The organism is Buttiauxella sp. AC142 (assembly GCF_979253435.1).
Genome location: NZ_CEEDCH010000001.1, coordinates 1,594,863 through 1,620,333, shown reverse-complemented (window position 1 = coordinate 1,620,333; position 25,471 = coordinate 1,594,863). Strand labels below are relative to the sequence as shown.

Below are 25,471 nucleotides of genomic sequence, written 5' to 3'. Positions count from 1 at the left end.
ATTATCATGACCTTAAAGCACAAGATGCTACGCGGTTTAATTTCTCTTGGTGTTATTGCCTTCACTTCAACATTTTTTATCTTCGAAATGATGAATAGCTACCGCTCAATGAATGCCTACATGCATTATATTATTGAGAAAGCCGAATCCACATTACTCTATGATAAATATCAAAATCAGAGCATAGCCAGTTTCTTAACGCGCAGTTTTAGCGCGCCAAAGCCGCCCGTAAGTGAGCAGAAAAACATCTGCACCAATGTTGAAAACCATGGTTCCTCCAACGGTATTTATCCCCCTCAACAACTCCATTCCCTGTTGATGGGAACCCTTATCACACTTGATTCGGACTGCTCTGGCTGGACACAGGATATCCCTCAACTCGCCGTGTTCGATAAAGCCATCGAATCAGTAGATATTCAAAATCGCAATGATAAAAAACCCACGTTTGATGTCGACCTATTTACATATTATGTTGATCTAAAATATAAATACATCTATACCACCTCAGATATTGATTTGGCTAATTTCAACCTGAGCAATCAGGACTTCCAGAAATATGATAAAATAAAGATGAATGCTACTGTTCTTAGCGGCTTTGAATCTATTAAAAAAACCACATCTGAGATTCAACATGATACCTTCAATAATAAAAACATCATGAGCATTATGTCTCCTGTTTATGTGGCTGGAGAATTAAAAGGGATTGTCGTAACTGAATACACCCTTAGCAATCTAAAAGATATTTTCTATCCTTATGACCGCCCACTGGTTTCCCGCAACCTGGATATCACTATTTTGGATACCCAAACCAACGATGAAATAATTGTCTTGCGCAGTAAAAAATCTATTTTCAATTATGTGAATTACTCGCATAACGTGGAATCAAGGTTGCAAATTCTGCTTTCCCTCGATGTGCTCTATTTTATTCTCTCGCTATGGAAAATCATTCTATTTTATGTATTTTCTACCGCAGTGTTATTGCATTTAGTTCGTATGCATTTCCGACACTATCATGACGTCAGCCGTGAAAACATCAGCGATACGATGACGGGTTTATACAACCGAAAACTACTTACAGGCGTACTCGAATCTCGTCTGCAACGTATCCTGGCAGTAAACTCTGCCGTCACTTTCATCGCGCTAGATTGTGACAAGCTAAAAATGCTCAATGACACCTGGGGGCATAAAGAAGGCGATAGAGCAATCATTACGCTGGCTAATGCAATTAAAGATGCCGTGCGGGTGAGTGATTATCCTGTTCGCTTAGGCGGGGATGAGTTCCTGATTATCTTGCTGGATTTTTCCCTCGCAGAGAGCCAAAAGCTCATTGAGCGTATAGAAGATCATATCAGAAAACATGATGATACTGGTCGTATCCACTTCTCCTGGGGTGCTGTAGCAATGAAACCCGGAGATACTCTTGATGATATGTATAAAGCCGCTGATGCTGCGCTATACATCAATAAAGCCGGAAAACATTGCTAGCAACATAGCTTGCGAATAGCTCGTTTGGCCTGAGGTTATTTATTCCTGCCAGCGAGCTGCGGATGCGCGGATATCAATATGCGTGTAATTCTCGCTACGCCCAATCCCATATTGTTGCCGATACTGGGTTTCCAGATAATCAGAAACTCTATTTGCTGGGATATTATTCACAGTAATATCTGCGGCAGTACCCAATAAATGTTGGCTCGCGTATATATCCCCGCATTCCTTACTATATTGCGTACAACAACAGCCTTTCTGTATGACAACTGACTGTTCAAAATGCTGCTGTACGGCGTCCAAAAGTTCGACTAATTCTTTGCTCACGTCAGCAAAGCCACAGCCACAGGGGCAAGAAAAGTCATGCCGGTTAAAATACGGGGAAATTGACTTCACGCTAATCTTTCATTCCTGATTAAAAAATAGGGTTAATGACCTGAGATAAATCTATAATTATTTAAGTGGAGAAGTTAAAACCCTCCAGATAATTTGAGAAAAGATACGAGGTAATACCCTTACTATTCAAATAGTTTTTACAGATCAAAAAAGCCTTATTGATCGTTAAAATCAATTTTATGTTTAATTATTATCATGCAACTGCACGAAAAATCTGGCTAACGTTTAAAAAAGCTGACGACCAGACATTCCTGCGCGTAAAGTGGGTGTTAACAATAAAAAAGCCTCAACTTTATTTTTCGCAAGGAATGAAAATGATCTTCGACTCAACCCTCTTAATACTTCTGGCACTGGCTGGACTAGGTTTTGTCAGCCATAACACCACCGTTGCGGTATCCATTCTGGTACTCATCATTGTGCGTGTCACGCCGCTGAGCCAGTTCTTTCCGTGGATTGAAAAACAAGGTTTAACGGTCGGGATAATCATTTTGACCATTGGCGTGATGGCTCCCATCGCCAGCGGAACATTACCCGCCAGTACCCTTCTTCACTCCTTTACCAACTGGAAATCACTGGTTGCCATCGTCGTTGGGGTATTTGTTTCCTGGCTTGGCGGGCGCGGCGTGACATTAATGAGCAGCCAGCCAAGTTTGGTGGCCGGTTTGCTGGTGGGAACGGTTTTAGGTGTAGCCTTATTTCGCGGCGTTCCTGTCGGACCACTTATTGCCGCCGGACTTGTCTCGTTAATTGTCGGAAAAACCTAAGGCTCAAGCGATGCCAGATAGCGTCCCGGCGTATTGCCGAGTGCTTTTTTGAACATCGTTATAAAAGCGTTGGTTGAGTCATATCCCAGTTCGCTCGCAATTTGTTGGACTGATACTCCGCCAATCAGCAGCTGCAAGGCGATGATTAACTGCAACTGCTGACGCCAGCGCCGGAAACTCAGCCCTGTTTCTTTTACCACCAGGCGGGCGAGATTGCGCTCGCTCATCGCCAGTTGCGAAGCCCATTGTTCGAGAGTTAAACGTTGCTGTGGATGTTGCACCAGTTGGTCGGCAATAAACCGAATTTTCGGGTGTCGTGACATAGGTAAATGCAGCTGTTCTACCGCCTGGCGCGGCAGTTCGTCGAATAATACCTGAACCAACCTTTGCGTCTCGGGCTGAGATAAATCCCCTTCGTTTTTCTCGGTGAGATGCACTATAAGCTCACGTACCAGCGGTGAAATTCTTAGCGTGCAGCATTGCGCAGGCATCTCTACCGCGCCCGGTTCGATAAACAGAAAGCACAACCGTGCATTAGCGGTGGCTCGGTTGCTGTGCGGCATTTCCCCTGGGATCCAGACGGCATGCTGAGTTGGCACCATCCACAATGCGGGTTCAACTTCACAGGTGATCCCGCCGTGCAGCGCAAGAATCAATTGGCCTTTGCGATGCTGGTGGAAAGGAATTTCGTTTTCGCTTTCCGATACCAGAATGCGAAATGCCTGAGCTGGCTGGCAATTACTGTCGGGATTGAACCCTTCCAGGGCTAAGCCACGTTCCATTAAGTTGTCCGGTTTTAGGGATAATCTGTCATTTTACGTTGATTTCATCCATACCCAAAGCGTGTATCTTGAGCGCATCGTTTTTTAGAGATCTTTTTATGAGTTCAATGACTGCTACACGTTTGAAAAAACATGGCTTACTGCTGGCCGGTATTTTGATGATTGCCACTACGCTGCGCGTCACGTTTACCGGTGCGGCCCCCTTGTTGGATATGATTCGCGAGACATTCGGCCTGACGACGGCGCAAACGGGCATACTCACCACGTTGCCATTATTGGCTTTTGCGGTAGTTTCCCCATTAGCGGCTGGTATTGCACGCCGGTTTGGGATTGAACGCACCCTGTTTGCTGCCATGTTGATTATCTGCGCTGGAATTGCGCTGCGATCTGCGGGAAATACCGCATTATTGTATTTTGGTACGGCAATCATTGGCTGCGGGATTGCTATCGGGAATGTGCTATTGCCCGGCCTGATTAAGCGGGATTTTCCTGGCCACGTTGCACGTCTTACTGGTGCCTATTCACTTACGATGGGCGTTGCAGCGGCCATCGGTTCCATGTTTGTGGTACCTGTTGCACAACACGGATACGGCTGGCCTGGCGCGCTATTAGCCTTGATGATTTTCCCGGCTGCGGCATTGCTGGTCTGGTTGCCGCAGCTATCAAATCATACCTCATCAACATTAAGCACCAGCAAAGCACTGCACAACCGCGGTATCTGGACTTCGGCACTGGCATGGCAAGTGACATTATTCCTGGGTATTAACTCGCTTATTTATTACGTCGTGATTGGCTGGTTGCCTTCGATACTGATAAGTCACGGTTATAGTGAGGCGCAAGCGGGTTCGCTACATGGACTAATGCAACTGGCGACCGCCGTTCCTGGCCTGTTGGTGGGTTTGATCTTAAGCCGACTCAAAGATCAACGAGGGATCGCTATTCTGATGGCATTGCTGTGCGCCATAAGCGCCGTCGGCTTGCTATTGGTGCCGGATTTAGCCAGTGTTTGGGTGGTGATCTTTGGTTTTGGTTCCGGTGCGACCATGATTTTAGGACTCACGTTCATTGGCCTTCGGGCGAACAGTGCACACCAGGCGGCAGCGCTTTCGGGTATGGCACAATGTGTGGGTTATTTATTAGCCGCTTTCGGACCGCCGTTGATGGGCAAAGTTCATGATATTTCAGGCCAGTGGAGCCTTCCACTGATGGGATGCGCGCTGCTGGCCTGTATCATGGCTGTATTTGGGGGCTTTGCCGGGCGTGATGCAGAGATAACTCCAACGCGCCCGCATCAGTCTTCGTGATTAACGCTGCGCCGCTTTGAGCAATGCTTCAACCAGCGGCGCAGGTCTGTTTTTCAATGCGTTACGCTCGTGCTGAAACAGTGTACCGACAAAAAATGGGTGGCCACTTAACTCGACGACACGGATTTCACCTTGATTATCCCAGCCAGTCACCTGTAGTTGCGATTGGCGAATCTGGTCGGCAAAACTGTCAGCAATCCCATAGTTACAGTGATAGCCTTCTTCAATCTGCGTCCGGCCATAAGCTTCAGCAATGATTGAGCCGGGCTTTAATTTTATCGCGTCAGATTTCTCCACCAGCGAGCAACTCAGCGGCGCGATAACTAACCTTCCCTCACTATCAGTTTCAGCGTGTCCGGCATCGTGCCATCCGATAACATTCCGCGCGTATTCAATTACCGCATGCTGAAACCCACCACAGGTTCCCAGAAATGGGATCTGGTTTTCACGCGCAAAGCGGATGGCCAGAAAAGCACCGTCTTCATTTTGATACGGACTTGCCGGGACGCACCAAATTGCGTCGTATCCCACGAGATCTTCCTGGCTTGTCACGTCAGGTGTCGATAACCAGTCATAGTCAGCGGTGACACCAACATATTCAGCTGCATTGTCTAAAGCCAGGGGAATCGCCTGATGCGCGATAACCGCAGGATTAAAGTCACCCACCAGCGCAATACGAAGAGTTTGTTTCAGAGGTAATGGAGGCATTTATTTGAATATCCTTATGTTTAACAGCTTCTGGCACATAAGGAATGATAGGATATGCCGATATTTTTTGCCTGGCAACGCCCATATTTAGCAGGGTAGTAAAACGTGGATACACTGGTGTAGCGTGTCTTTTTCTCCTCAATCACTGTGACGCAATGAAAACAAAAATACTGGTCAGTGCTTGTTTGATGGGCTTTAAAGTTCGTTATAACGGGCAGGATAAACCTCTGCTGGCCGATGTGCTGACGCGTTGGCAACAAGAGAATCGGTTGGTCATTCATTGCCCGGAACTGGCGGCGGGATTGAGCACGCCTCGTCTGCCCGCAGAACTTGTGGGTGGTGGTGGTCTGGCTGCACTTAATGGATCAGCAAACATTCTGGAAAGCGACGGTACGGATGTGAGCCAACATTATTTGTTAGCTGCATGTCTTGCGTTAAAAACCGCGCAAGAATCCGGATGTCGCCTGGCATTAATGACGGACGGCAGTCCTACCTGTGGCAGTTTGAAGATTTATGACGGGACATTTCAGGGAAGAACGCTGCCGAGAATGGGGGTTGCCACGGCGTTACTGCGCCAGCACGGTATCGAAGTTTACGCAGATAGAGAGATTTCTGCGCTAATCGCTCGCGTCGCCGAGTTAGACGGGTAATCAATGACATTCAATTACCCGCTCTGCCCCACAAGCCAATCAATGCACCGCGAGCGTTTCATCAACTTCTGGCAATAATGACTTATCTAACGGCAACAAATATTCAGCCCGGACAAAGGTATAACCTTCACGACCATCAAAGGCAATAACATTGCCTGTCACCAGCCACAATGGATGATTAGCATCGTGTGGAAGTTGCGTCACAACGCCTGTAACCGGGTTTACAAAGCTTTCGCCCGGCTCGCAAAGACCAAAAAGTTCGACTGATTTACCGACATTCACACGCCCGGCGGCGGTACGGGAACCGATAATCATTGCCAGCATGCCCGGTTTTAACTGAAACATAAAAAGACTCTGTAGCACCTTAAAAATTGACTATATCAGAACATTCTTAGATGAAAATGTAAACAGGCCACGAGTTTTACCTCGTAGCCTGTAGCGTCAAGAGCGCGTTCCAAAAAACACGCCGTGGATATTTTCTGCTTACACCGCGTGACTTAAAACCAGCGACACGGTTTTATTTGACTAATTGCGGGTTTGTACCCAGAAAGCATGAATTAACCCAGGGATGTAGCCTAGCAGCGTCAGTACAATGTTCAGAATAAATGCCCAGCCGAATCCCTTACCTAGCAACACACCCAATGGGGGTAAAATAATCGTAAAAACAATACGCCAAAAGCCCATAAAAAAACTCCAGTTATTAATGCTAACTACACTGAAAAAAGCATATTTCACTATAAGCATAGTCTAATGAGCGTAAACCTACAGACGGTGTATCGTGATTTAATGTAAATAGCGGGCATAACCACTGCAGTATTATGTCTTTGATTTAAAGGTATAAAAGATGGGCGTTAGCGGATTTGAGATAACAAAAAACCCGCACAATGGCGGGTTTATTCTCTTTGACTTAACGGCTCGGGTTATTCACCGTCTTCGCATGCGTAAGTCTCAGTATGCGTTAGCAGTCTTACAGAGCAACAACGTTAGTTGCTGATGGACCTTTAGCGCCGTTCTCAACAGAGAACTCAACTTTCTGGCCTTCGTCCAGAGTTTTGAAATCATTGCTCTGAATGGCAGAGAAGTGAACGAACACATCTTTGCTACCATTGTCAGGAGTGATGAAACCGAAACCTTTTTCTGGGTTAAACCATTTTACTAAACCAGTCATTTTAGACATAGATACTTCCTCATTATTTTACAGCCATTTAGTATGGCGAACGTGGTCTGTATTGCAGAACGTTTCTTATTTAGGCACTTAGGAGGAGACTCACGAAGAAGGGTATCTGATGACTTGATAGCGCTTGAACTGAGGACTGCTTTACTAAAACTGCTTTCATAAGGTCTGTCTTCCAAACCGATGACGCATTTACTCATGCCTGCGCTTTGGAAGCAAGAATTATTTTCAAATAATAATTTTCTCATCAAGGATTGCCGCCCCGCCGCCCTTCTACACAACCCTCGAATACGAGTGTGTGTTTTTTAATCAAAGCATCTGTGTGCGAGCTATAGTTAAACGGTAGCCGGATGAATGTGTAGATGGTGTCGCGATGGCCCGTTTGTTGTTGGTACTTCTCTTGATGTCTACGTTTTTGCCGATGACGCATGCAGCCACCGACGAACAGCCGTTGAAATTCGATACCCAGGTTAACACCGTCCTGGGTGATTATGATGTGATGAAAGAGCGGCGCGTGATACGCGTTTTAATCCCTTACAGCAAAACTTTCTACTTTATTGACAACCGGGGTACGCAGCGCGGCATCATGGTTGAGTTGATGCAACAGTTTGACAAACAAATCAATAAAGGCCTTAAACCCTCAAAAAAAACACATCTCCTTTTTATTCCAACCGCACGTGATCAGCTCATCCCACAGCTAATTGCTGGCCGTGGCGATATCATTGCTGCCAATTTAACGATGACTCCAGAACGCGAAAAGTTAGTCGATTTCAGCGTTCCCTTAGCAAAAAATGTCCGTGAAGTAGTGATTGCCAGCGGCAAGGCTCCCGAACTCACAACAGCAGAATCGCTGTCTGGTAAATCTCTGTTTGTTAACCCTTCCACCAGCTATATTTCGAGTATTGATACGCTTAATAAAAGCCTGACCGAGAAACAACTTCCACCCGCGATAGTGATCAAAGCCCCCGGCAATTTTGAACCCGAAGATATTCTGGAAATGGTAAATGCGAACCTCGCCGACTACACCGTGGTGGACAGATACCTGGCAATCTTGTGGAAACAGATTTACCCCAACATTGTGGTTTACGAAAATATTACGCTGCGGGATGACGGTTCTATCGCGCTTGCTATGCGTAAAAACTCCCCTTTGCTTAAAGCCCAGCTCGATAAATTCACGGCTAGCCATAAAATCGGCACGTCATTCGGCAATCAGCAGGTTTATAAATATTTACGCAATACGAAGTGGGTAAAAGATGCGCGTTCGGAAGAAGAGATAAATAAATTTAATCAGGTCACTGAAATATTTCGCAAATATGGTGCGCAATATAATGTCGATTGGTTACTAATGGCAGCTCAAGGCTACCAGGAGTCACGACTCGATCAGTCTGTGCGAAGCAAAAGCGGCGCGATTGGCGTGATGCAGGTTCTTCCTACCACCGGTAAAGAGTTAAAGGTAGGCGATATCAGTTTAATCGACCCGAACATTAATGCAGGAGTGAAATACATCCGCTTCATGCGCGACCGTTATTTTGCTGATGAACCCATGAGTGACATGAACAAAATGCTATTCACTTTCGCATCTTATAACGCGGGACCGGCTAAAATTGCCCGGTTACGTAAAGAAGCGACCAAAAATGGCCTTGACCCCAATATCTGGTTTAACAATGTTGAAAGAATTGCGCAGCTGCGTATAGGTAACGAAACGGTGCAATACGTGAGCAACATCTTTAAGTATTACGTTGCTTATCAGCTCATCATGGAACAAATAAAAGCGCGGAAAGCAGAGTTACCTGTTGCGGCCAGTACCGCAGAATAGCTCTACCTGTGAAAGCTCCAGCATTCTTTTTCAATAACATCCCTTGCCTTGAATGTCGAGATTTATTACTGTATATAAACACAGCCTTAAAAGAGACGTATCAATGTTCGTGGAACTGGTTTACGACAAACGAAATGTAGCGGGTCTTCCCGGTGCAAATGAAAAAATCCTTGCCGAGCTTACCCGAAGAGTTCAGACCATTTTTCCAGATGCTGACGTCAGAGTGAAACCCATGCAGATGAATGCGGTTCACAGTGATTGCACGAAAAATGAGAAAGAGAAAATCAACCGTCTGGTTGAAGAGATGTTTGATGAAGCGGATTTCTGGCTGGTTTGCGAAGACTAACAACAGGTCGCATAACAATGAGAAAAACAACCGTAGTTTTAATTGTCGTCGCTATCCTTGTCTGGCTTGCAAGTCAGCAGGGTTGGATTTAACGCACGACTGAGGAAGCGCTATCGAAAGCTAGCCTTCCTTCAATTTGATTTCATACAGACGAAAAAAAACCACCTGAAAGGTGGTTTTCTTAAATATGGTGCCGACTACCGGAATCGAACTGGTGACCTACTGATTACAAGTCAGTTGCTCTACCTACTGAGCTAAGTCGGCGTGGAATGCATAGTACATAAACTCGATCTACGATGCAATTCCTTGCGAACCGTTCGCTTAAAAATTCAACTTATTGTTATAAAATCAACCAGTCACGAGCGAAAAATCTGTATTTTGTGTAAAAATTGCACTTCTCATAACCCGGTTACTGCGATTTAAAACACTTTTGATGAGAAATCGTTTTTGACTTCGCTTTCTATATAAGTGTTCAAACCCCATCCGGCACGCGCCAGTTCTTTCATTTTTTCCAGATGCTCTGGCCCTGGGTGGCGGATATCGTATAGATACACGTGATTATTCTTGAACCGGACTTTCATCGAATTTGCATCAATCTGGAAACTGACAACTTGTGAATCACCACTTTTGTTGGAGTAATTTTCCATTCCACATCCTCTTTGATTGAACCTGAATTCGGTCGATTCATCTATTAATCACGTCCAGAGTTTTGGTAAAGGGTAGTAGCTCACGATTTCAGAAAAACAATAAAAAAAGGGAGCCATTGGCTCCCCCTTTTATCATTAGCGAATTTGCTAATTACATATGTTCGATCATTGCGTCGCCAAACTCTGAACATTTCAGCAGCTTAGCGCCTTCCATCAGGCGTTCGAAATCGTAAGTTACAGTTTTGGCGTTAATCGCGCCTTCCATACCTTTAACAATTAAGTCAGCCGCTTCGAACCATTCCATATGACGCAGCATCATTTCTGCGGAAAGGATAATTGAACCTGGGTTCACTTTGTCCTGGCCAGCATATTTTGGTGCAGTGCCGTGGGTCGCTTCGAACAGTGCACATTCGTCACCGATGTTAGCGCCTGGTGCGATACCGATACCGCCAACCTGAGCGGCCAGGGCGTCGGAGATGTAGTCACCGTTCAGGTTCATACAAGCAATAACGTCATATTCAGCAGGACGCAGCAGGATCTGTTGCAGGAACGCATCCGCGATCACGTCTTTAACAACGATTTCTTTGCCGGTGTTAGGGTTTTTCAGTTTCACCCATGGGCCGCCGTCGATCAGCTCGCCGCCGAATTCTTCACGCGCCAGCTGGTAGCCCCAGTCTTTGAAAGCACCTTCGGTGAATTTCATGATGTTGCCTTTGTGAACCAGGGTCACAGAATCACGGTCGTTAGTGATTGCGTATTCGATGGCTGCACGAACCAGGCGTTTGGTGCCTTCTTCAGAGCACGGCTTGATGCCGATACCGCAATGTTCTGGGAAACGAATTTTCGTCACGCCCATTTCATCACGCAGGAATTTGATGACTTTTTCAGCTTCAGCGCTGTCAGCCTTCCACTCGATGCCCGCATAAATATCTTCTGAGTTTTCACGGAAGATAACCATGTTGGTCAGTTCTGGGTGTTTAACCGGGCTTGGCGTGCCCTGGTAGTAACGCACCGGACGCAGGCACACGTACAGGTCAAGCTGCTGACGCAGCGCAACGTTCAGGGAACGAATGCCGCCGCCAACTGGCGTGGTCAGTGGGCCTTTAATCGCCACACGGTAATCACGAATCAGGTCCAGAGTTTCTTCTGGCAGCCAGACGTCCTGGCCATAAAGTTGGGTAGATTTTTCGCCGGTATAGATTTCCATCCAGGAAATTTTCCGCTCGCCTTTGTAGGCCTTCTGCACGGCGGCATCAACCACTTTGATCATAGCTGGCGTCACGTCCACACCGATACCATCACCTTCAATGAAAGGAATGATTGGGTTGTGAGGAACATTCAGTTTGCCATCTTGCAGGGTGATCTTTTTACCTTCCGCCGGAACAACTACTTTGCTTTCCATTAACCTTCTCCTTCGAGCGATTCTTTTTGTTAATGATTTGTAATGTGCGTGTCAATACTACTTGAATATCAGGCCCGCGCCAATCACTGGTGATTTCCGTTATAATGCGTTAATACCTAACGTCTGAAAACACTATGAATAAAACTTCTTTTAGAAACCAGCAAGTTAAACGATTCAGCACGCAACGACCTGCCAAAAAACCACAGCATAGCGGACCGAAGCGGCTGGTTATCTTCAATAAACCCTACGATGTGCTACCGCAGTTCACCGACGAATCTGGCCGCAGCACGCTGAAAGATTACATACCGTTACAAGGAATTTACGCGGCGGGCCGTCTGGATCGCGACAGCGAAGGTCTGCTGGTGTTAACCAATGACGGCGCTTTACAGGCGCAACTCACCCAACCGGGCAAACGTACCGGGAAGGTCTATTTTGTGCAGGTTGAAGGTGCAGTAACAGCAGAAGCGCTGGAATCTCTGCGTAACGGCGTCACCCTAAACGATGGCCCCACTCTGCCCGCAGGAGCTGAACGGGTTGACGAGCCTGCATGGATTTGGGCGCGTAACCCGCCGATTCGTGAACGCAAGGCAATTCCTACCAGCTGGTTGAAAATCACCTTGTACGAAGGGCGTAACCGCCAGGTACGGCGTATGACGGCGCATGTGGGTTATCCAACTCTACGCCTGATTCGCTATGCAATGGGGGCACTGGAACTGAGCGATTTGGCACCGGGCGAATGGCGCGAAATCCCGATAGAGACTTTATAAAAGGTTCTGAGTATTGACGCCGTGTTGTGTGACGTGTGAAACGCGACTGCTGAGGAACGCGTCACTATCAGGCACGGTGATTTCCAGCGCTTGCTCAAATAGAGAAGAGTTAATCAAGAAATTGGCGCTACAGGCGTTGCTGGCAATAGGGATGTTCCATGCCGTTGCCAGCCGCATCAGGGCTTTTACATCGGAGTGATGTGGCACCGCACTAAGCGGATCCCAGAAGAAAACCAGCACATCAATCTGACCTGAAGCAATCAAATACCCTAGCTGTTGATCGCCCCCTATCGAGCCACTCATCAAAGCCAGTACGGATAAACGGGTATGAACCTGCAAGAGATTTCCGGTAGTGCCGGTTGCGTAAATAATGTGGTTACTGAGTGCTGCCTGGTTATCAACCGCCCAGTTCAGCAGGTCGGGTTTACAAGGATCGTGAGCCACTAAAGCGATACGTTTCTGTTGCGGCATAATACGCGTGGTAAGCTGCATGATGGTGCCCTCGTGGGATTTTTGAAATCCAACAGAGTATAGGCCACAGAAAAATATGTGATCCAGATCACTTTATAATGATCGTACTAACGAATTTGAGACAGGAAAAATAACGATGTTTAAACCGCACGTTACTGTCGCCTGCGTGGTTCAGGCGCAGGGGAAATTTTTGGTTGTTGAAGAAACAATCAATGGCAAAGCCTTATGGAATCAGCCTGCTGGCCATCTTGAAGCTGATGAAACGCTGGTTGAAGCTGCTCAACGTGAATTGTATGAAGAAACGGGTATTTGCGCGCAGCCGCAAACATTCATCCGCTTGCACCAATGGATTGCGCCAGATAACACGCCGTTCCTGCGTTTCTTATTCTGTATCGATCTTGAAGAGCAACTCCCCACTACTCCGCATGATAGCGACATCGATCGCTGCTTATGGTTGGATGCGCAACAAATTGTTAACGCAGGTAATTTACGCTCGCCATTAGTGGCGGAAAGTATCCGCTGCTATCAGCGTGCTGAACGTTATCCGCTCAGCATGATCGGTGCATTTAACTGGCCGTTGAGTTAGGGGTGCCAGGCCCGGTGATGCGTGATAGAATATGCCGCCTTTAAGTTCAATGTCGTGAGTTACTCCATGTCTGATAACAGCCAGAAAAAAGTGATCGTCGGGATGTCCGGCGGTGTCGATTCCTCCGTTTCCGCTTACCTGTTGCAACAACAAGGTTACAAGGTGGAAGGCCTGTTCATGAAGAACTGGGAAGAGGACGATGGCGAGGAGTATTGCACCGCAGCGGCTGATTTAGCTGATGCACAGGCCGTTTGCGATAAGCTCGGCATTGAACTGCACACCGTAAACTTTGCCGCAGAATACTGGGATAACGTGTTTGAACACTTCCTGGAAGAGTACAAAGCCGGGCGCACGCCAAACCCGGATATTCTGTGTAACAAAGAAATCAAATTTAAAGCCTTCCTCGAATTTGCCGCCGAAGATTTAGGTGCTGATTACATCGCAACGGGTCACTACGTGCGTCGCGAAGACGTGGACGGTAAAAGCCGCCTACTGCGTGGTTTAGACAATAATAAAGATCAAAGCTACTTCCTTTACACGCTCGGCCATGAGCAAATCGCGCAAAGCCTGTTCCCTGTTGGTGAACTCGAAAAACCAGAAGTGCGCCGCATCGCCGAAGAGTTAGATTTGATCACCGCGAAGAAAAAAGACTCCACCGGTATCTGCTTTATCGGCGAGCGCAAATTCCGCGAATTCCTTGGCCGCTACCTGCCTGCACAGCCGGGTATCATCGTTACTGTTGATGGCGAAACCATTGGTGAACACCAGGGTTTGATGTACCACACACTCGGCCAACGTAAAGGGCTGGGCATCGGTGGCACCAAAGAAGGTAGCGAAGATCCTTGGTATGTGGTCGATAAAGACGTAGAGAACAATATCCTGGTTGTGGCTCAAGGTAGTGAGCATCCACGTTTGATGTCCGTTGGCTTAATTGCTCAGCAACTGCATTGGGTTGACCGCGAAACGTTGACCGAACCGCTGAAATGCACGGTGAAAACGCGTTATCGCCAGACCGATCTTCCTTGCACCATCACGCCGCTGGATGCCGATCGTATTGAAGTGCGTTTTGAAGAGCCAGTTGCCGCCGTCACCCCAGGCCAGTCTGCCGTGTTCTACCTCGGTGAAGTGTGCCTCGGTGGTGGTGTTATTGAGCAGCGTCTGCCGCTCGTAACTGAATAAAATAAAGTTTAATCGCAAACAAGGACGAATAACCTGGTGGCTAAAAATTACTATGACATCACTATCGCGCTGGCAGGGATCTGCCAGTCTGCTCGTCTGGTTCAGCAATTGGCGCATCAGGGGCATTGCGATAACGAGGCGCTGCATGTCTCGTTAAATAGCGTTATTGATCAAAATCCAGGTTCCACGCTGGACGTTTTCGGTGGCAATGAAGCCAACCTGAAATTGGGCCTGGAAACGTTGCTGGGTGTGTTGAACGCAAGTAATCGTCAGGGTCTGAACGCTGAATTAACGCGTTATACCTTAAGCCTGATGGTTCTTGAGCGTAAACTTTACGCCAATAAAGGTGCGATGGATAAACTCGGGTCGAGCATCGCCGGTTTGCAGCGTCAATTAGAACATTTTGACCTTGAGTCCGAAACGTTACTTAGCGCTATGGCCGGGATTTATGTTGATGTAATTAGCCCGCTAGGCCCACGTATTCAGGTCACTGGCTCCCCTGCCGTGCTGCAAAGCCCGCAGGTGCAAAGCAAAGTCCGTGCCTCGTTGTTAGCCGGTATCCGCGCCGCCGTATTATGGCACCAGGTTGGCGGTGGCCGCCTGCAGTTAATGTTTTCTCGTAGTCGCCTGTGTGCTCAGGCCAAACAAATTCTTGCTCAATGTTAACCTCTCTGGAGTTGTAACTTATGGAATTATCCTCACTGACCGCCGTTTCCCCAATTGATGGACGTTACGGCGACAAAGTCAGCGCTCTGCGCGCTATTTTCAGCGAATTTGGTCTGCTGAAATTCCGCGTACAAGTCGAAGTACGTTGGCTACAAAAACTGGCCACGCACACAGCGATCAAGGAAGTTCCGGCTTTTGACGCAAACGCAAACGATTACCTTGATAAAATTGTCGCCGAGTTCAGTGAAGAAGATGCTGCACGCATTAAAACCATTGAGCGCACCACCAACCACGACGTAAAAGCGGTTGAATACTTCCTGAAAGAAAAAGTGGCAGCGGTTCCTGCCCTGCATGCGGTGAATGAATTTATTCACTTCGCCTGTACTTCTGAAGATATTAACAACTTGTCTCATGCGTTGATGCTGCAAACCGCACGTAAAGACGTGGTGCTGCCGTACTGGCGTAAAGTCATCGACGCGGTGAAAGACCTGTCAGTTCAGTACCGTGATATTCCTCTGCTTTCCCGTACCCACGGCCAGCCTGCTACCCCATCAACGATGGGTAAAGAAATGGCAAACGTGGCTTACCGTATGGAGCGCCAGTTCCGTCAGCTAGAGAAAGTAGACATTCTGGGCAAAATCAACGGTGCGGTGGGTAACTATAACGCCCACATGGTCGCTTACCCGGAAGTTGACTGGCACCAGTTCAGCGAAGAGTTCGTAACTTCACTGGGCATTCAGTGGAACCCGTACACCACGCAAATTGAACCACACGATTACATCGCTGAGCTGTTCGATTGCATCGCACGCTTTAACACTATTCTTATCGACTTCGATCGTGACGTGTGGGGTTACATCGCGCTGAACCACTTCAAGCAGAAAACTATCGCAGGCGAGATCGGTTCTTCTACCATGCCGCATAAAGTTAACCCAATCGACTTCGAAAACTCCGAAGGCAACCTGGGCCTGTCTAACGCGATGCTGCAACACCTCGCAAGCAAACTGCCTGTTTCCCGCTGGCAGCGCGACCTGACTGACTCCACCGTGCTGCGTAACCTGGGCGTGGGTATTGGCTATGCACTGATCGCCTACCAGTCCACACTGAAAGGCGTGAGCAAACTGGAAGTCAACCGTGACCGTCTGCTTGCGGAGCTGGACCTCAACTGGGAAGTTCTGGCTGAACCAATCCAGACCGTGATGCGCCGCTACGGCATCGAAAAACCTTACGAAAAGCTGAAAGAGCTGACTCGCGGTAAGCGTGTAGATGCTGAAGGCATGAAACAGTTTATCGACAGCCTTGAGCTGCCAGAAGATGAGAAAACTCGTTTGAAGGAGATGACTCCAGCTAACTATATTGGCCGCGCCATCACTATGGTTGATGAGTTGAAGTAACACCTGAACGCCACCCGCTGCGGTGGCGTTTTCACATTCCCGCCTGGTTTACTCACGGTTTATGCCCCCTGGCTGATAATTAGCGTTAAACTATCAATGCCATCTATTTACTGGGAAAATCGAATGCGTGTACTCGTTGTGGAAGATAATGCTCTTTTACGCCACCATCTCCAGGTTCAGTTGCGTGAAGCCGGTCATCAGGTTGATGCTGCAGAAGATGCCAAAGAAGCCGACTATTTCCTGAATGAACACACTCCCGATATTGCCGTTGTCGATTTGGGCCTGCCTGACGAAGACGGCCTGAGTCTTATCCGTCGCTGGCGCAGCCATGATGTCACCTTGCCTATCCTGGTTTTGACTGCACGTGAAGGCTGGCAGGATAAAGTCGAAGTGCTGGGCGCGGGCGCTGATGATTACGTGACTAAACCGTTTCATCTTGAAGAAGTTGTCGCTCGTATGCAGGTATTGATGCGCCGCAACAGTGGCCTGGCGTCACAGGTTATTTCCCTGCCCCCTTTCCAGGTCGATTTATCGCGCCGCGAGTTGCTGATCAACGACAACCAGATAAAGCTCACCGCCTTTGAATACACCATCATGGAAACGCTGATTCGTAACAATGGCAAAGTGGTCAGCAAAGATTCATTAATGCTCCAGCTTTACCCTGATGCCGAACTGCGCGAAAGCCACACCATTGATGTATTAATGGGCCGTTTGCGTAAAAAAATTCTGGCTGAATATCCCCATGAAGCTATCACCACCGTGCGTGGTCAGGGCTACCGCCTCGATCTGCGTTAACCATGAAATTCTTCGGCCGTATTTTACCGTTATCACTTCGCGTTCGCTTTTTATTGGCGACCGCCGTGGTAGTCATGGTGCTGTCACTGGCCTATGGCTTCGTGGCATTAGTGGGCTACAGCATCAGTGTTGATAAAACCTCTTTCCGTTTACTGCGCGGTGAGAGCAATCTTTTTTATACATTTGCCAGCATTGAAAATGGCCATGTGGATGTTGTCCTGCCAGACAACCTGAATCTGAAAACGCCGACCATGGCACTTATCTATGACGATAAAGGTCACTTGCTCTGGACCCAGCACAATGTGCCGCTTATCGTGCAGCAAATTAAAAAAGAGTGGCTCACCAGTAACGGTTTTCACGAGCTTGAAGCAAACTTCGATACCACCCACGCCTTGCTGGCAAACGATGAAAAACTACAGACTGAGCTAAAAAATTTTTATGACGATGACTACAGTGATGATGTCACTCACTCCGTCGCGGTCAATAAATACCCTGCCATGGGGAAAATGCCTGCTCTAACCATTGTGGTTGTGGACACAATTCCGCTCGAATTAAAACGCCAATACACGGTACTGAGCATGTTTGCCTGTGTATTCATCGCCAACTTATTGTTAGTCATACCATTGCTTTGGTTTGCTGCACGCTGGAGCCTGCGCCCCATTGAAGCCCTGGCCCGCGAAGTACGCGAACTGGAAAAACATGACCGTGACGCGCTAAACCCGGAAACGACACGTGAGCTAACCAGCCTCGTACAAAACCTCAACCGACTGCTGCGCACCGAGCGTGACCGTTACCAAAAATATCGCACCACCCTCACCGATCTCACACACAGCCTGAAAACACCACTCGCCGTATTGCAAAGCACGCTGCGATCGTTACGCACCAACAAGTTGGATATTGAGAACGCAGAACCGGTGATGCTTGAGCAAATTAGCCGCATCTCTCAGCAAATTGGCTACTATCTGCATCGCGCCAGCATGCGCGGTGACAACGCATTGATTAGTCGTGAACTTCATCCCGTCGCCCCGTTGCTCGACAGCCTTTGTTCCGCGTTAAATAAGGTTTATCAACGCAAAGGTGTGAATATCACTCTCGATATTTCCCCGGAAATTACCTTTGTCGGCGAGAAGAATGACTTTATGGAAGTGATGGGCAACGTGCTTGATAATGCCTGCAAATATTGTCTTGAGTTTGTTGAGATTTCAGGCCGCCAGTTGGACGACACACTGCATTTATTCGTTGATGACGACGGGCCGGGGATCCCGGAGAGTAAACGCGCGTTAGTGTTTGACCGCGGACAACGCGCCGACACCCTGCGGCCAGGCCAGGGCGTGGGCTTATCGGTCGCTCGGGAAATCGTCGAACAGTACGATGGTCAAATCAAGGCCTCGGGCTGCGAGCTGGGTGGCACGCGTATGGAAGTAATTTTTGCGCGCCAGCGTCCAGACCGAGAAGAAGATTGAAAATACTCCCGTAACCGGCAGCACCATCCGTTATAATCCTCGCAGGCTCCTTCACCTGCCGGATAATAATATGGACTATCAACTCGACCTAAACTGGCCCGATTTCATCGCGAACTACTGGCAAAAACGCCCGGTCGTTCTAAAACGCGGCTTCAAAAACTTCATCGACCCCATCTCCCCGGATGAACTCGCAGGCCTTGCCATGGAAAACGAGGTGGACAGCCGCCTGGTCAGCCATAACGAAGGCAGATGGCAAGTCAGCCACGGTCCATTCCAGAGCTATGATCACCTGGGCGAAAACAACTGGTCTTTGCTGGTTCAGGCCGTTAACCACTGGCATGAACAAAGCGCACGCCTAATGCGCCCCTTCCGCGCACTACCGGACTGGCGAATTGACGATCTGATGATCTCTTTCTCGGTACCAGGCGGCGGCGTTGGCCCGCATTACGACCAGTACGACGTGTTTATCATTCAGGGTGTTGGCCGCCGTCGCTGGCGTGTTGGGGAAAAAGTCGCCCTGAAACAGCACTGTCCGCATCCTGATTTGCTGCAAGTTGAACCGTTCGACGCCATCATCGACGAAGAAATGGAGCCGGGTGATATTCTCTATATCCCGCCTGGTTTCCCGCATGAAGGCTACTCGCTAGAAAACTCGATGAACTACTCTGTCGGTTTCCGCGCCCCAAGTGGCCGCGAGCTGATCAGTGGTTTTGCCGATTATGTGCTGCAACGTGAACTGGGCAGCCAGCGTTATACCGACCCTGATGTGCCTGTGCGCCAGCACCCGGCTGATGTTCTGCCGCAGGAAATGGATACATTACGCGAAATGATGCTGGATCTTATCAAGCAGCCTGAGCACTTCAAAACCTGGTTCGGTGAGTTTGTTTCCCAATCACGCCACGAACTTGACGTCGCTCCGCCAGAACCGCCCTATCAGCCTGATGAGATTTACGACGCCCTGAAACAAGGTGATGCCATTACTCGCCTGGGTGGCTTACGCGTGCTGCGTATTGCCGATGAGATTTACGTTAACGGCGAGAAAATTGACAGCCCGCATCGCCCGGCTCTTGAGGCACTGGCGAGCAACATCACACTGAAAGCAGAAATGTTTGGTGATGCGCTGGAAGACCCATCGTTCCTCGCGATGCTGGCCGCACTGGTTAACAGCGGTTACTGGTATTTCGAAGATTAAAAAGTCGTTGCGGGTGGCATATTTGCCACCCGCATTTTTAACCCTGCTTCGCCGTCAACTCAGCAATCCTGACAATCACCGCCACTGCTTTCTCCATCCCTTCCAGCGTCACAAACTCGTGTTTGCCGTGGTAGTTATAGCCGCCGGTGAACAGGTTCGGGCAAGGCAAACCTTTAAATGACAGTTGCGCGCCATCGGTACCGCCGCGAATCGGTTTCATGATGGGCTCGATGTCGCAGTCGCGCATCGCCTGCTGCGCCACTTCCACAATGTATGGATGCTCGGCCACTTTCTCGCGCATGTTGTAATAGCTATCGTCGATAATCAGCTCGATATAGCAATCCGGGTGCAGGCCTTTGCCCACTTTTTTGGCGATATCCATCATTTTGCGCTTGCGTGCTTCAAACTGTTCGCGGTCAAAATCACGAATGATGTAGTGCATCTCCGCTTTATCGACCGAGCCTTTAATTCCGTGCAAATGATAAAAACCTTTGTAGCCTTCAGTGCATTCCGGGCTTTCGTTGGCCGGCACTTCGGCATGAATACGTGCAGCGAGTGACAGCGCATTAACCATCACCCCTTTTGCAGACCCCGGGTGAACATTGTTGCCGACAATTTTAATGGTCACAGACGCCGCATTGAAGTTCTCGCACTCCAGTTCGCCGACGCCGCCGCCATCAACAGTGTAGGCCCAGCGTGCATCAAATGCTTCAACATCAAAATGTTTTGCGCCTTTACCGACTTCTTCGTCAGGAGTGAAAGCAACGCGGATATCGCCGTGGGGGATGTTTTTCTCTTTGAGCACAGTCATCGCCGTCATAATTTCGGCGATACCGGCTTTATCATCCGCGCCGAGCAGCGTTTTACCATCGGTGGTAATCAGGGTTTGCCCAAGCAACTGATGCAAAACAGGGAACATCACCGGAGAGAGCACCTCATCGCCGATACCCAACGCAATATCACCACCGCGATAGTTTTCGACAATCTGCGGATTCACATTTTTACCTGTGAAATCAGGTGCGGTATCGACGTGGGAAATGAAACCAATGGCCGGGACTTTTTTATCGACGTTGGAAGGAAGTGTGCCCATCACGGTACCATGATCGCCAAGCGTCACATTCACCAAACCCATCTCTTCCATTTGCTCTCTCAGCAACCGCAACAACTTCCACTGCCCTTCTGTGCTCGGAACTTGTTTTACGCCCGGCTTGGACTGTGTATCTAAAGAGACATAATGTAAGAAACGCTCAAGTAATTTATCCATGTCGCTACCCTCAATTTTTGTGACTTCATTATCAGTAAGCCACAAATGCAAATATTGCGTTAGGTCACTTTTAGCCTGCCAGAGTTAAAAATAGTCGTGAAATGGGGAACTGTTGCCCATTGGTATTCAAATCCAGGCCACACTAAGGTATCAAGGATTGGCGATTTCAATGCTTTGCCGTAGAATGCCTGCCCTTACTTAACGTGCAAAACCGCAAGGTGGTTACTCACAAACCCCGCATCAGCCCGCAATTTGATGCGTTTTATATGGGACAGCGTAAAAAATTGAATAAACAGCAACGTTCGCTTTCACCGCTGGTAGAACTGGCGGGAGTAGGTAAGAGCTTTGATGGCAAAACCGTAATTTCTGATTTATCTCTCACCATCAATCATGGTGAATTCCTCACACTCCTGGGTCCTTCCGGCTGTGGGAAAACCACCGTACTGCGCTTAATCGCCGGACTGGAAAGTGTGGATTCTGGCAATATTATTCTTGATAGCCAGGATATTACGCAGCATCCCGCGGAGCATCGCCACGTCAATACCGTCTTCCAGAGCTATGCTCTGTTTCCTCATATGTCCGTTTTTGAAAACGTCGCGTTCGGTTTAAGAATGCAGAAAACACCTGCCGCGCAGATCACGCCTCGCGTAACTGAAGCGTTAAAAATGGTGCAGTTAGAGGAATTTGCCCAACGGAAACCGCATCAGCTTTCTGGCGGCCAGCAGCAGCGTGTGGCAATTGCGCGGGCGGTGGTCAATAAACCGCGATTATTACTGCTTGATGAGTCGCTTTCTGCGCTTGACTACAAATTGCGCAAGCAGATGCAGAACGAACTTAAAGCCCTCCAGCGCAAACTCGGCATTACCTTTGTATTCGTCACTCACGACCAGGAAGAAGCGTTGACCATGTCCGACAGGATTGTGGTGATGCGAGATGGACGAATTGAGCAAGACGGCACGCCGCGCGAAATTTACGAAGAACCTAAAAACCTGTTTGTGGCGAGCTTTATCGGTGAAATCAATATCTTTGATGCGATCGTTATCGAACGTGTTGATGAACAGCGCGTGCTGGCGAGCGTCGAAGGCCGCGAGTGCCATATTTACGCGAGTATGCCGGTTACGACAGGTCAGCATCTGAAAGTGCTGCTGCGCCCGGAAGATTTACGCGTTGAAGAAATCAACGATACTCATGTGGCCGAGGGTTTAATCGGTTATGTGCGGGAGCGTAACTACAAAGGCATGACGCTGGAATCTAATGTCGAGCTGGAAAACGGCAAAATGGTGATGGTCAGCGAATTCTTTAATGAAGATGACCCTGATTTTGACCACACGCTCGACCAGAAAATGTCGATTAACTGGGTTGAAAGTTGGGAGGTCGTGCTGGCAGATGAAGAGCTCGCGTAAATTCCAGAACCTTGTGATCGCCACTATTGTCGGTTGGCTGATACTGTTCGTGTTCCTGCCCAATCTGATGATCATCGGAACCAGTTTCCTGACGCGTGATGACGCTAATTTCGTCAGCATGGTTTTCACGCTGGATAACTACACCCGGCTTGCAGACCCTTTGTACGCGCAGGTTTTGCTGCACTCGCTAAATATGGCGGTGATTGCCACCCTCGCCTGCCTGGTATTGGGCTATCCGTTTGCGTGGTTCCTCGCGCGTTTACCCGAACGGGTGCGCCCGCTGCTGCTGTTTTTACTGATTGTCCCCTTCTGGACCAACTCGTTAATTCGCATTTATGGACTGAAAATCTTTCTCAGCACCAAAGGGTATATGAATGCGTTTTTGTTGTGGTTGGGGGTGATTGATACACCGATTCGTATTATGTATACCGAAAGCGCCGTCATTCTTGGCCTCGTGTATATCCTGCTGCCATTTATGGTAATGCCGCTGTACTCGAGCATTGAAAAGCTTGATAAGCCGCTGCTGGAGGCTGCGCGGGATTTAGGGGCCAGTAAACTTCAGACCTTTATCCGCATTATTATTCCGCTCACCATGCCAGGCATTATTGCTGGCTGCTTATTAGTGATGCTGCCTGCGATGGGGCTGTTTTACGTCTCCGACTTAATGGGCGGGGCGAAAAACTTGTTAATTGGCAACGTGATTAAGAGCCAGTTCCTGAACATCCGCGACTGGCCGTTTGGGGCGGCAACCAGCATTACACTTACGTTAGTGATGGGCCTGATGCTGCTGATTTACTGGCGTGTCGCCAGCTTATTGAATAAAAAGGTGGAATTAGAATGATAGGTCGCCTGCTTCGTGGCGGCTTTATGACCGCTATCTACGCGTATCTGTATATTCCCATCATCATTTTGATCGTTAACTCGTTTAACAGTTCGCGTTTCGGCATTAACTGGCAGGGCTTTACCGGAAAGTGGTATAGCTTGCTGATGAATAACGACAGCCTGCTACAGGCCGCGCAACATTCGCTGACCATGGCGGTGTTTTCTGCCACCGCAGCAACGCTGATTGGTTCGCTGACCGCTGTGGCACTCTATCGCTACCGTTTTCGTGGCAAGCCATTCGTCAGCGGCATGCTGTTTGTGGTGATGATGTCGCCCGATATCGTGATGGCGATTTCACTGCTGGTGCTGTTTATGCTGCTCGGGGTGTCGCTCGGATTCTGGTCGTTGTTATTCTCACACATCACCTTCTGTCTGCCGTTTGTGGTCGTTACCGTCTATTCTCGGCTGAAAGGGTTTGATGTGCGCATGTTAGAAGCGGCGAAAGATCTGGGTGCCAGCGAATTAACTATTCTGCGCAAGATCCTGCTGCCACTTGCGATGCCAGCCGTCGCCGCTGGCTGGTTACTCAGTTTTACGCTCTCGATGGACGACGTGGTGGTTTCATCTTTTGTGACCGGCCCAAGTTATGAAATTTTGCCGTTGAAGATTTACTCAATGGTGAAGGTGGGTGTTTCACCAGAGGTGAACGCACTTGCCACCATTTTGTTAGTACTCTCGCTGGTCCTGGTCATTGCCAGTCAGCTTATTCTTCGTGATAAAACCAGGGGACATTAAAATGACTAAATGGCCACGCCACTTGCTCGCTGCTGGCGTTCTGACGCTCGGTATGGGCGCTGCACATGCCGACGACAGCAAAACGCTCTACTTCTATAACTGGACCGAGTATGTGCCGCCAGGCCTGCTTGAACAGTTCACCAAAGAAACCGGCATCAAAGTGATTTATTCGACTTACGAATCGAATGAAACCATGTATGCCAAGCTCAAAACGTATAAAGACGGTGCCTATGATTTAGTGGTGCCATCAACTTACTTTGTGGCGAAAATGCGCAAAGAAGGCATGATCCAGAAGATCGATAAAAGCAAACTGAGCAATTTCAAAAACCTCGATCCTGAAATGCTTAATAAGCCCTTTGACCCGAATAACGACTACTCCATTCCCTACATCTGGGGTGCGACAGCCATTGGCGTAAACAGTGATGCTATCGACCCAAAAACGGTGACCAGTTGGGCCGATTTGTGGAAACCAGAATATAAACAAAGCCTGTTGCTGACCGATGATGCGCGCGAAGTATTCCAGATCGCGCTGCGTAAGCTCGGTTATTCCGGTAACACTACTGATCCGAAAGAGATTGAAGCGGCTTATCACGAACTTCAAAAGCTGATGCCAAACGTCGCGGCATTCAACTCGGATAACCCAGCCAACCCGTATATGGAAGGCGAAGTGAATCTCGGTATGGTGTGGAATGGCTCGGCGTATGTTGCCCGCCAGGCTGGCACTCCGCTGGATATTGTCTGGCCGAAAGAAGGCGGGATTTTCTGGATGGATAACTTGTCTATTCCGGCAAATGCCAAAAACGTTGATGGCGCGCTGAAACTGATTAACTTCCTGTTGCGCCCGGATGTGGCAAAGCAGGTGGCTGAAACCATAGGCTACCCGACGCCAAACCTTGAAGCACGCAAATTGCTGCCAAAAGAAGTCTCCGGCGATAAGACGCTTTATCCAGATGAAACGGTGCTGAAAAATGGTGAGTGGCAAAACGATGTTGGCGACGCCAGCACAATTTATGAGAATTACTATCAGAAATTGAAAGCGGGACGCTGAGTTCTGCCTTGATCTATCCCTTCACTCTAATCCCAGCCGTGAGCTGGTTTTAGAGTGAAGATGGTTCTTCGAAAGCGTTTTATTTACCCAATATTGACCGTTCAATTTTAATTTTATGAACGAGTTCATTTCCATGATCATCCTGCAGTTTATCT

General features: G+C 48.4%; 28 protein-coding genes and 1 tRNA gene. 18 read left to right on the top strand and 11 right to left on the bottom strand.

Annotation, left to right across the window (positions count from 1 at the left end; all coding sequences use genetic code 11):
* Nucleotides 1-6: 6 nt before the first annotated feature.
* The gene (gene dgcJ / locus AC0IWZ_RS07400) at nt 7-1,485 is read left to right on the top strand and encodes a diguanylate cyclase DgcJ (RefSeq protein WP_471677727.1); all 1,479 of its coding nucleotides are present in this window, start codon (nt 7-9) and stop codon (nt 1,483-1,485) included.
* 39 nt (nt 1,486-1,524) lie between these two features.
* Here dgcJ and AC0IWZ_RS07395 read toward each other — a convergent pair whose 3' ends face one another.
* The gene (locus AC0IWZ_RS07395) at nt 1,525-1,881 is read right to left on the bottom strand and encodes a D-Ala-D-Ala carboxypeptidase family metallohydrolase (RefSeq protein WP_034494712.1); all 357 of its coding nucleotides are present in this window, start codon (nt 1,879-1,881) and stop codon (nt 1,525-1,527) included.
* A gap of 317 nt (nt 1,882-2,198) precedes the next feature.
* Here AC0IWZ_RS07395 and AC0IWZ_RS07390 point away from each other — a divergent pair, with 317 nt between their 5' ends.
* Complete coding sequence (locus AC0IWZ_RS07390; protein ID WP_172896139.1) at nt 2,199-2,645, top strand: DUF441 domain-containing protein; 447 nt, start codon at nt 2,199-2,201, stop codon at nt 2,643-2,645.
* Here AC0IWZ_RS07390 and AC0IWZ_RS07385 read toward each other — a convergent pair.
* Entirely contained in the window at nt 2,642-3,427 is a 786-nt protein-coding gene (locus AC0IWZ_RS07385) for an AraC family transcriptional regulator (RefSeq protein ID WP_115629379.1), read from the bottom strand. The genes AC0IWZ_RS07390 and AC0IWZ_RS07385 overlap by 4 nt on opposite strands.
* A gap of 98 nt (nt 3,428-3,525) precedes the next feature.
* Between AC0IWZ_RS07385 and AC0IWZ_RS07380 the strand changes: the two genes are divergently transcribed.
* Nucleotides 3,526-4,731 (top strand): CynX/NimT family MFS transporter, encoded by a 1,206-nt coding sequence (locus AC0IWZ_RS07380; protein WP_471677728.1) that lies wholly within the window; start codon nt 3,526-3,528, stop codon nt 4,729-4,731.
* Here the strand turns inward: AC0IWZ_RS07380 and AC0IWZ_RS07375 are convergent, their stop codons facing one another.
* Nucleotides 4,732-5,439 (bottom strand): CTP synthase C-terminal region-related (seleno)protein, encoded by a 708-nt coding sequence (locus AC0IWZ_RS07375; protein ID WP_471677729.1) that lies wholly within the window; start codon nt 5,437-5,439, stop codon nt 4,732-4,734.
* A 155-nt stretch (nt 5,440-5,594) separates the two neighbouring features.
* Between AC0IWZ_RS07375 and AC0IWZ_RS07370 the strand changes: the two genes are divergently transcribed.
* On the top strand, nt 5,595-6,089 hold the full coding sequence (locus tag AC0IWZ_RS07370) for a 2-thiouracil desulfurase family protein (RefSeq protein WP_471677730.1): 495 nt from the start codon (nt 5,595-5,597) through the stop codon (nt 6,087-6,089).
* A gap of 39 nt (nt 6,090-6,128) precedes the next feature.
* On the opposite strand, the gene AC0IWZ_RS07365 is transcribed toward AC0IWZ_RS07370, so the two are convergent.
* From AC0IWZ_RS07365 to cspE, 3 genes are all read right to left on the bottom strand, one after another.
* A complete protein-coding gene (locus AC0IWZ_RS07365) occupies nt 6,129-6,434 on the bottom strand; it encodes a hypothetical protein (RefSeq protein WP_410372665.1) in 306 nt (101 codons plus the stop codon).
* Nucleotides 6,435-6,614: 180 nt separating this feature from the next.
* Nucleotides 6,615-6,773: a YqaE/Pmp3 family membrane protein gene (locus tag AC0IWZ_RS07360; protein ID WP_038632951.1), complete on the bottom strand. Its 159-nt coding sequence runs from the start codon at nt 6,771-6,773 to the stop codon at nt 6,615-6,617.
* A gap of 283 nt (nt 6,774-7,056) precedes the next feature.
* On the bottom strand, nt 7,057-7,266 hold the full coding sequence (cspE, locus tag AC0IWZ_RS07355; RefSeq protein WP_034456078.1) for a transcription antiterminator/RNA stability regulator CspE: 210 nt from the start codon (nt 7,264-7,266) through the stop codon (nt 7,057-7,059).
* Between the two features lie 400 nt (nt 7,267-7,666).
* Here cspE and AC0IWZ_RS07350 point away from each other — a divergent pair, with 400 nt between their 5' ends.
* Nucleotides 7,667-9,079 carry an MltF family protein gene (locus AC0IWZ_RS07350; RefSeq protein WP_410372666.1) on the top strand — a complete coding sequence of 471 codons (1,413 nt, stop codon included), beginning with the start codon at nt 7,667-7,669 and terminating at the stop codon, nt 9,077-9,079.
* A 103-nt stretch (nt 9,080-9,182) separates the two neighbouring features.
* Entirely contained in the window at nt 9,183-9,425 is a 243-nt protein-coding gene (locus AC0IWZ_RS07345) for a DinI-like family protein (protein ID WP_034494697.1), read from the top strand.
* A gap of 188 nt (nt 9,426-9,613) precedes the next feature.
* Here the strand turns inward: AC0IWZ_RS07345 and AC0IWZ_RS07340 are convergent.
* The 3 genes from AC0IWZ_RS07340 to icd form a co-directional block, all read right to left on the bottom strand.
* Nucleotides 9,614-9,689, bottom strand: a tRNA-Thr gene (locus AC0IWZ_RS07340).
* 155 nt (nt 9,690-9,844) lie between these two features.
* A complete protein-coding gene (locus AC0IWZ_RS07335) occupies nt 9,845-10,072 on the bottom strand; it encodes a hypothetical protein (protein WP_034494696.1) in 228 nt (75 codons plus the stop codon).
* A 151-nt stretch (nt 10,073-10,223) separates the two neighbouring features.
* Nucleotides 10,224-11,474, bottom strand: coding sequence for an NADP-dependent isocitrate dehydrogenase (icd, locus tag AC0IWZ_RS07330; RefSeq protein WP_034456083.1), 1,251 nt, complete (start codon nt 11,472-11,474; stop codon nt 10,224-10,226).
* Nucleotides 11,475-11,608: 134 nt separating this feature from the next.
* On the opposite strand from icd, the gene rluE reads away from it, so the two are divergent.
* The gene (rluE, locus tag AC0IWZ_RS07325; protein ID WP_471677731.1) at nt 11,609-12,241 is read left to right on the top strand and encodes a 23S rRNA pseudouridine(2457) synthase RluE; all 633 of its coding nucleotides are present in this window, start codon (nt 11,609-11,611) and stop codon (nt 12,239-12,241) included.
* Here rluE and AC0IWZ_RS07320 read toward each other — a convergent pair.
* Complete coding sequence (locus AC0IWZ_RS07320) at nt 12,236-12,733, bottom strand: methylglyoxal synthase (protein ID WP_051873654.1); 498 nt, start codon at nt 12,731-12,733, stop codon at nt 12,236-12,238. The two genes, rluE and AC0IWZ_RS07320, sit on opposite strands and share 6 nt — an antisense overlap.
* Before the next feature lie 115 nt (nt 12,734-12,848).
* Here AC0IWZ_RS07320 and AC0IWZ_RS07315 point away from each other — a divergent pair, with 115 nt between their 5' ends.
* From AC0IWZ_RS07315 to AC0IWZ_RS07285, 7 genes are all read left to right on the top strand, one after another.
* Nucleotides 12,849-13,298, top strand: coding sequence for an NUDIX hydrolase (locus AC0IWZ_RS07315; protein WP_115629404.1), 450 nt, complete (start codon nt 12,849-12,851; stop codon nt 13,296-13,298).
* A gap of 66 nt (nt 13,299-13,364) precedes the next feature.
* A complete protein-coding gene (gene mnmA / locus AC0IWZ_RS07310; protein WP_172894784.1) occupies nt 13,365-14,477 on the top strand; it encodes a tRNA 2-thiouridine(34) synthase MnmA in 1,113 nt (370 codons plus the stop codon).
* A 36-nt stretch (nt 14,478-14,513) separates the two neighbouring features.
* Nucleotides 14,514-15,143, top strand: a complete 630-nt coding sequence (gene hflD / locus AC0IWZ_RS07305) for a high frequency lysogenization protein HflD (protein ID WP_034494689.1) — start codon at nt 14,514-14,516, stop codon at nt 15,141-15,143.
* A gap of 20 nt (nt 15,144-15,163) precedes the next feature.
* Entirely contained in the window at nt 15,164-16,534 is a 1,371-nt protein-coding gene (gene purB, locus AC0IWZ_RS07300; RefSeq protein WP_034494687.1) for an adenylosuccinate lyase, read from the top strand.
* A 123-nt stretch (nt 16,535-16,657) separates the two neighbouring features.
* A complete protein-coding gene (phoP, locus tag AC0IWZ_RS07295) occupies nt 16,658-17,329 on the top strand; it encodes a two-component system response regulator PhoP (protein WP_034494686.1) in 672 nt (223 codons plus the stop codon).
* 2 nt (nt 17,330-17,331) lie between these two features.
* Nucleotides 17,332-18,792, top strand: coding sequence for a two-component system sensor histidine kinase PhoQ (gene phoQ / locus AC0IWZ_RS07290; RefSeq protein WP_471677732.1), 1,461 nt, complete (start codon nt 17,332-17,334; stop codon nt 18,790-18,792).
* Between the two features lie 70 nt (nt 18,793-18,862).
* Entirely contained in the window at nt 18,863-19,984 is a 1,122-nt protein-coding gene (locus tag AC0IWZ_RS07285; RefSeq protein ID WP_471677733.1) for a ribosomal protein uL16 3-hydroxylase, read from the top strand.
* A gap of 37 nt (nt 19,985-20,021) precedes the next feature.
* On the opposite strand, the gene pepT is transcribed toward AC0IWZ_RS07285, so the two are convergent.
* Complete coding sequence (gene pepT, locus AC0IWZ_RS07280; protein WP_471677735.1) at nt 20,022-21,248, bottom strand: peptidase T; 1,227 nt, start codon at nt 21,246-21,248, stop codon at nt 20,022-20,024.
* A gap of 266 nt (nt 21,249-21,514) precedes the next feature.
* On the opposite strand from pepT, the gene potA reads away from it, so the two are divergent.
* Genes potA through potD form a run of 4 tightly spaced genes read left to right on the top strand, consistent with a single transcriptional unit; the run spans nt 21,515 to nt 25,316 of the window.
* Nucleotides 21,515-22,651, top strand: coding sequence for a spermidine/putrescine ABC transporter ATP-binding protein PotA (gene potA, locus AC0IWZ_RS07275; protein WP_034494916.1), 1,137 nt, complete (start codon nt 21,515-21,517; stop codon nt 22,649-22,651).
* A complete protein-coding gene (gene potB / locus AC0IWZ_RS07270; RefSeq protein ID WP_471677736.1) occupies nt 22,635-23,492 on the top strand; it encodes a spermidine/putrescine ABC transporter permease PotB in 858 nt (285 codons plus the stop codon). Before potA ends, potB begins: the two co-directional genes overlap by 17 nt.
* Entirely contained in the window at nt 23,489-24,268 is a 780-nt protein-coding gene (gene potC, locus AC0IWZ_RS07265; protein WP_034494678.1) for a spermidine/putrescine ABC transporter permease PotC, read from the top strand. Before potB ends, potC begins: the two co-directional genes overlap by 4 nt.
* 1 nt (nt 24,269) lies before the next feature.
* Nucleotides 24,270-25,316 carry a spermidine/putrescine ABC transporter substrate-binding protein PotD gene (potD, locus tag AC0IWZ_RS07260; RefSeq protein WP_471677738.1) on the top strand — a complete coding sequence of 349 codons (1,047 nt, stop codon included), beginning with the start codon at nt 24,270-24,272 and terminating at the stop codon, nt 25,314-25,316.
* The last annotated feature ends 155 nt before the right edge of the window (nt 25,317-25,471 follow it).

Bases quoted from the DNA above. Each gene is read 5' to 3' on its own strand.
- dgcJ (WP_471677727.1), top strand. From the start codon at position 7: ATGACCTTAAAGCACAAGATGCTACGCGGTTTAATTTCTCTTGGTGTT.
- AC0IWZ_RS07385 (WP_115629379.1), bottom strand. From the start codon at position 3,427: ATGGAACGTGGCTTAGCCCTGGAAGGGTTCAATCCCGACAGTAATTGC.
- AC0IWZ_RS07380 (WP_471677728.1), top strand. From the start codon at position 3,526: ATGAGTTCAATGACTGCTACACGTTTGAAAAAACATGGCTTACTGCTG.
- AC0IWZ_RS07375 (WP_471677729.1), bottom strand. From the start codon at position 5,439: ATGCCTCCATTACCTCTGAAACAAACTCTTCGTATTGCGCTGGTGGGT.
- AC0IWZ_RS07370 (WP_471677730.1), top strand. From the start codon at position 5,595: ATGAAAACAAAAATACTGGTCAGTGCTTGTTTGATGGGCTTTAAAGTT.
- AC0IWZ_RS07365 (WP_410372665.1), bottom strand. From the start codon at position 6,434: ATGTTTCAGTTAAAACCGGGCATGCTGGCAATGATTATCGGTTCCCGT.
- AC0IWZ_RS07360 (WP_038632951.1), bottom strand. From the start codon at position 6,773: ATGGGCTTTTGGCGTATTGTTTTTACGATTATTTTACCCCCATTGGGT.
- cspE (WP_034456078.1), bottom strand. From the start codon at position 7,266: ATGTCTAAAATGACTGGTTTAGTAAAATGGTTTAACCCAGAAAAAGGT.
- AC0IWZ_RS07350 (WP_410372666.1), top strand. From the start codon at position 7,667: ATGTCTACGTTTTTGCCGATGACGCATGCAGCCACCGACGAACAGCCG.
- AC0IWZ_RS07345 (WP_034494697.1), top strand. From the start codon at position 9,183: ATGTTCGTGGAACTGGTTTACGACAAACGAAATGTAGCGGGTCTTCCC.
- AC0IWZ_RS07335 (WP_034494696.1), bottom strand. From the start codon at position 10,072: ATGGAAAATTACTCCAACAAAAGTGGTGATTCACAAGTTGTCAGTTTC.
- icd (WP_034456083.1), bottom strand. From the start codon at position 11,474: ATGGAAAGCAAAGTAGTTGTTCCGGCGGAAGGTAAAAAGATCACCCTG.
- rluE (WP_471677731.1), top strand. From the start codon at position 11,609: ATGAATAAAACTTCTTTTAGAAACCAGCAAGTTAAACGATTCAGCACG.
- AC0IWZ_RS07320 (WP_051873654.1), bottom strand. From the start codon at position 12,733: ATGCAGCTTACCACGCGTATTATGCCGCAACAGAAACGTATCGCTTTA.
- AC0IWZ_RS07315 (WP_115629404.1), top strand. From the start codon at position 12,849: ATGTTTAAACCGCACGTTACTGTCGCCTGCGTGGTTCAGGCGCAGGGG.
- mnmA (WP_172894784.1), top strand. From the start codon at position 13,365: ATGTCTGATAACAGCCAGAAAAAAGTGATCGTCGGGATGTCCGGCGGT.
- purB (WP_034494687.1), top strand. From the start codon at position 15,164: ATGGAATTATCCTCACTGACCGCCGTTTCCCCAATTGATGGACGTTAC.
- phoP (WP_034494686.1), top strand. From the start codon at position 16,658: ATGCGTGTACTCGTTGTGGAAGATAATGCTCTTTTACGCCACCATCTC.
- phoQ (WP_471677732.1), top strand. From the start codon at position 17,332: ATGAAATTCTTCGGCCGTATTTTACCGTTATCACTTCGCGTTCGCTTT.
- AC0IWZ_RS07285 (WP_471677733.1), top strand. From the start codon at position 18,863: ATGGACTATCAACTCGACCTAAACTGGCCCGATTTCATCGCGAACTAC.
- pepT (WP_471677735.1), bottom strand. From the start codon at position 21,248: ATGGATAAATTACTTGAGCGTTTCTTACATTATGTCTCTTTAGATACA.
- potA (WP_034494916.1), top strand. From the start codon at position 21,515: ATGGGACAGCGTAAAAAATTGAATAAACAGCAACGTTCGCTTTCACCG.
- potB (WP_471677736.1), top strand. From the start codon at position 22,635: ATGAAGAGCTCGCGTAAATTCCAGAACCTTGTGATCGCCACTATTGTC.
- potC (WP_034494678.1), top strand. From the start codon at position 23,489: ATGATAGGTCGCCTGCTTCGTGGCGGCTTTATGACCGCTATCTACGCG.
- potD (WP_471677738.1), top strand. From the start codon at position 24,270: ATGACTAAATGGCCACGCCACTTGCTCGCTGCTGGCGTTCTGACGCTC.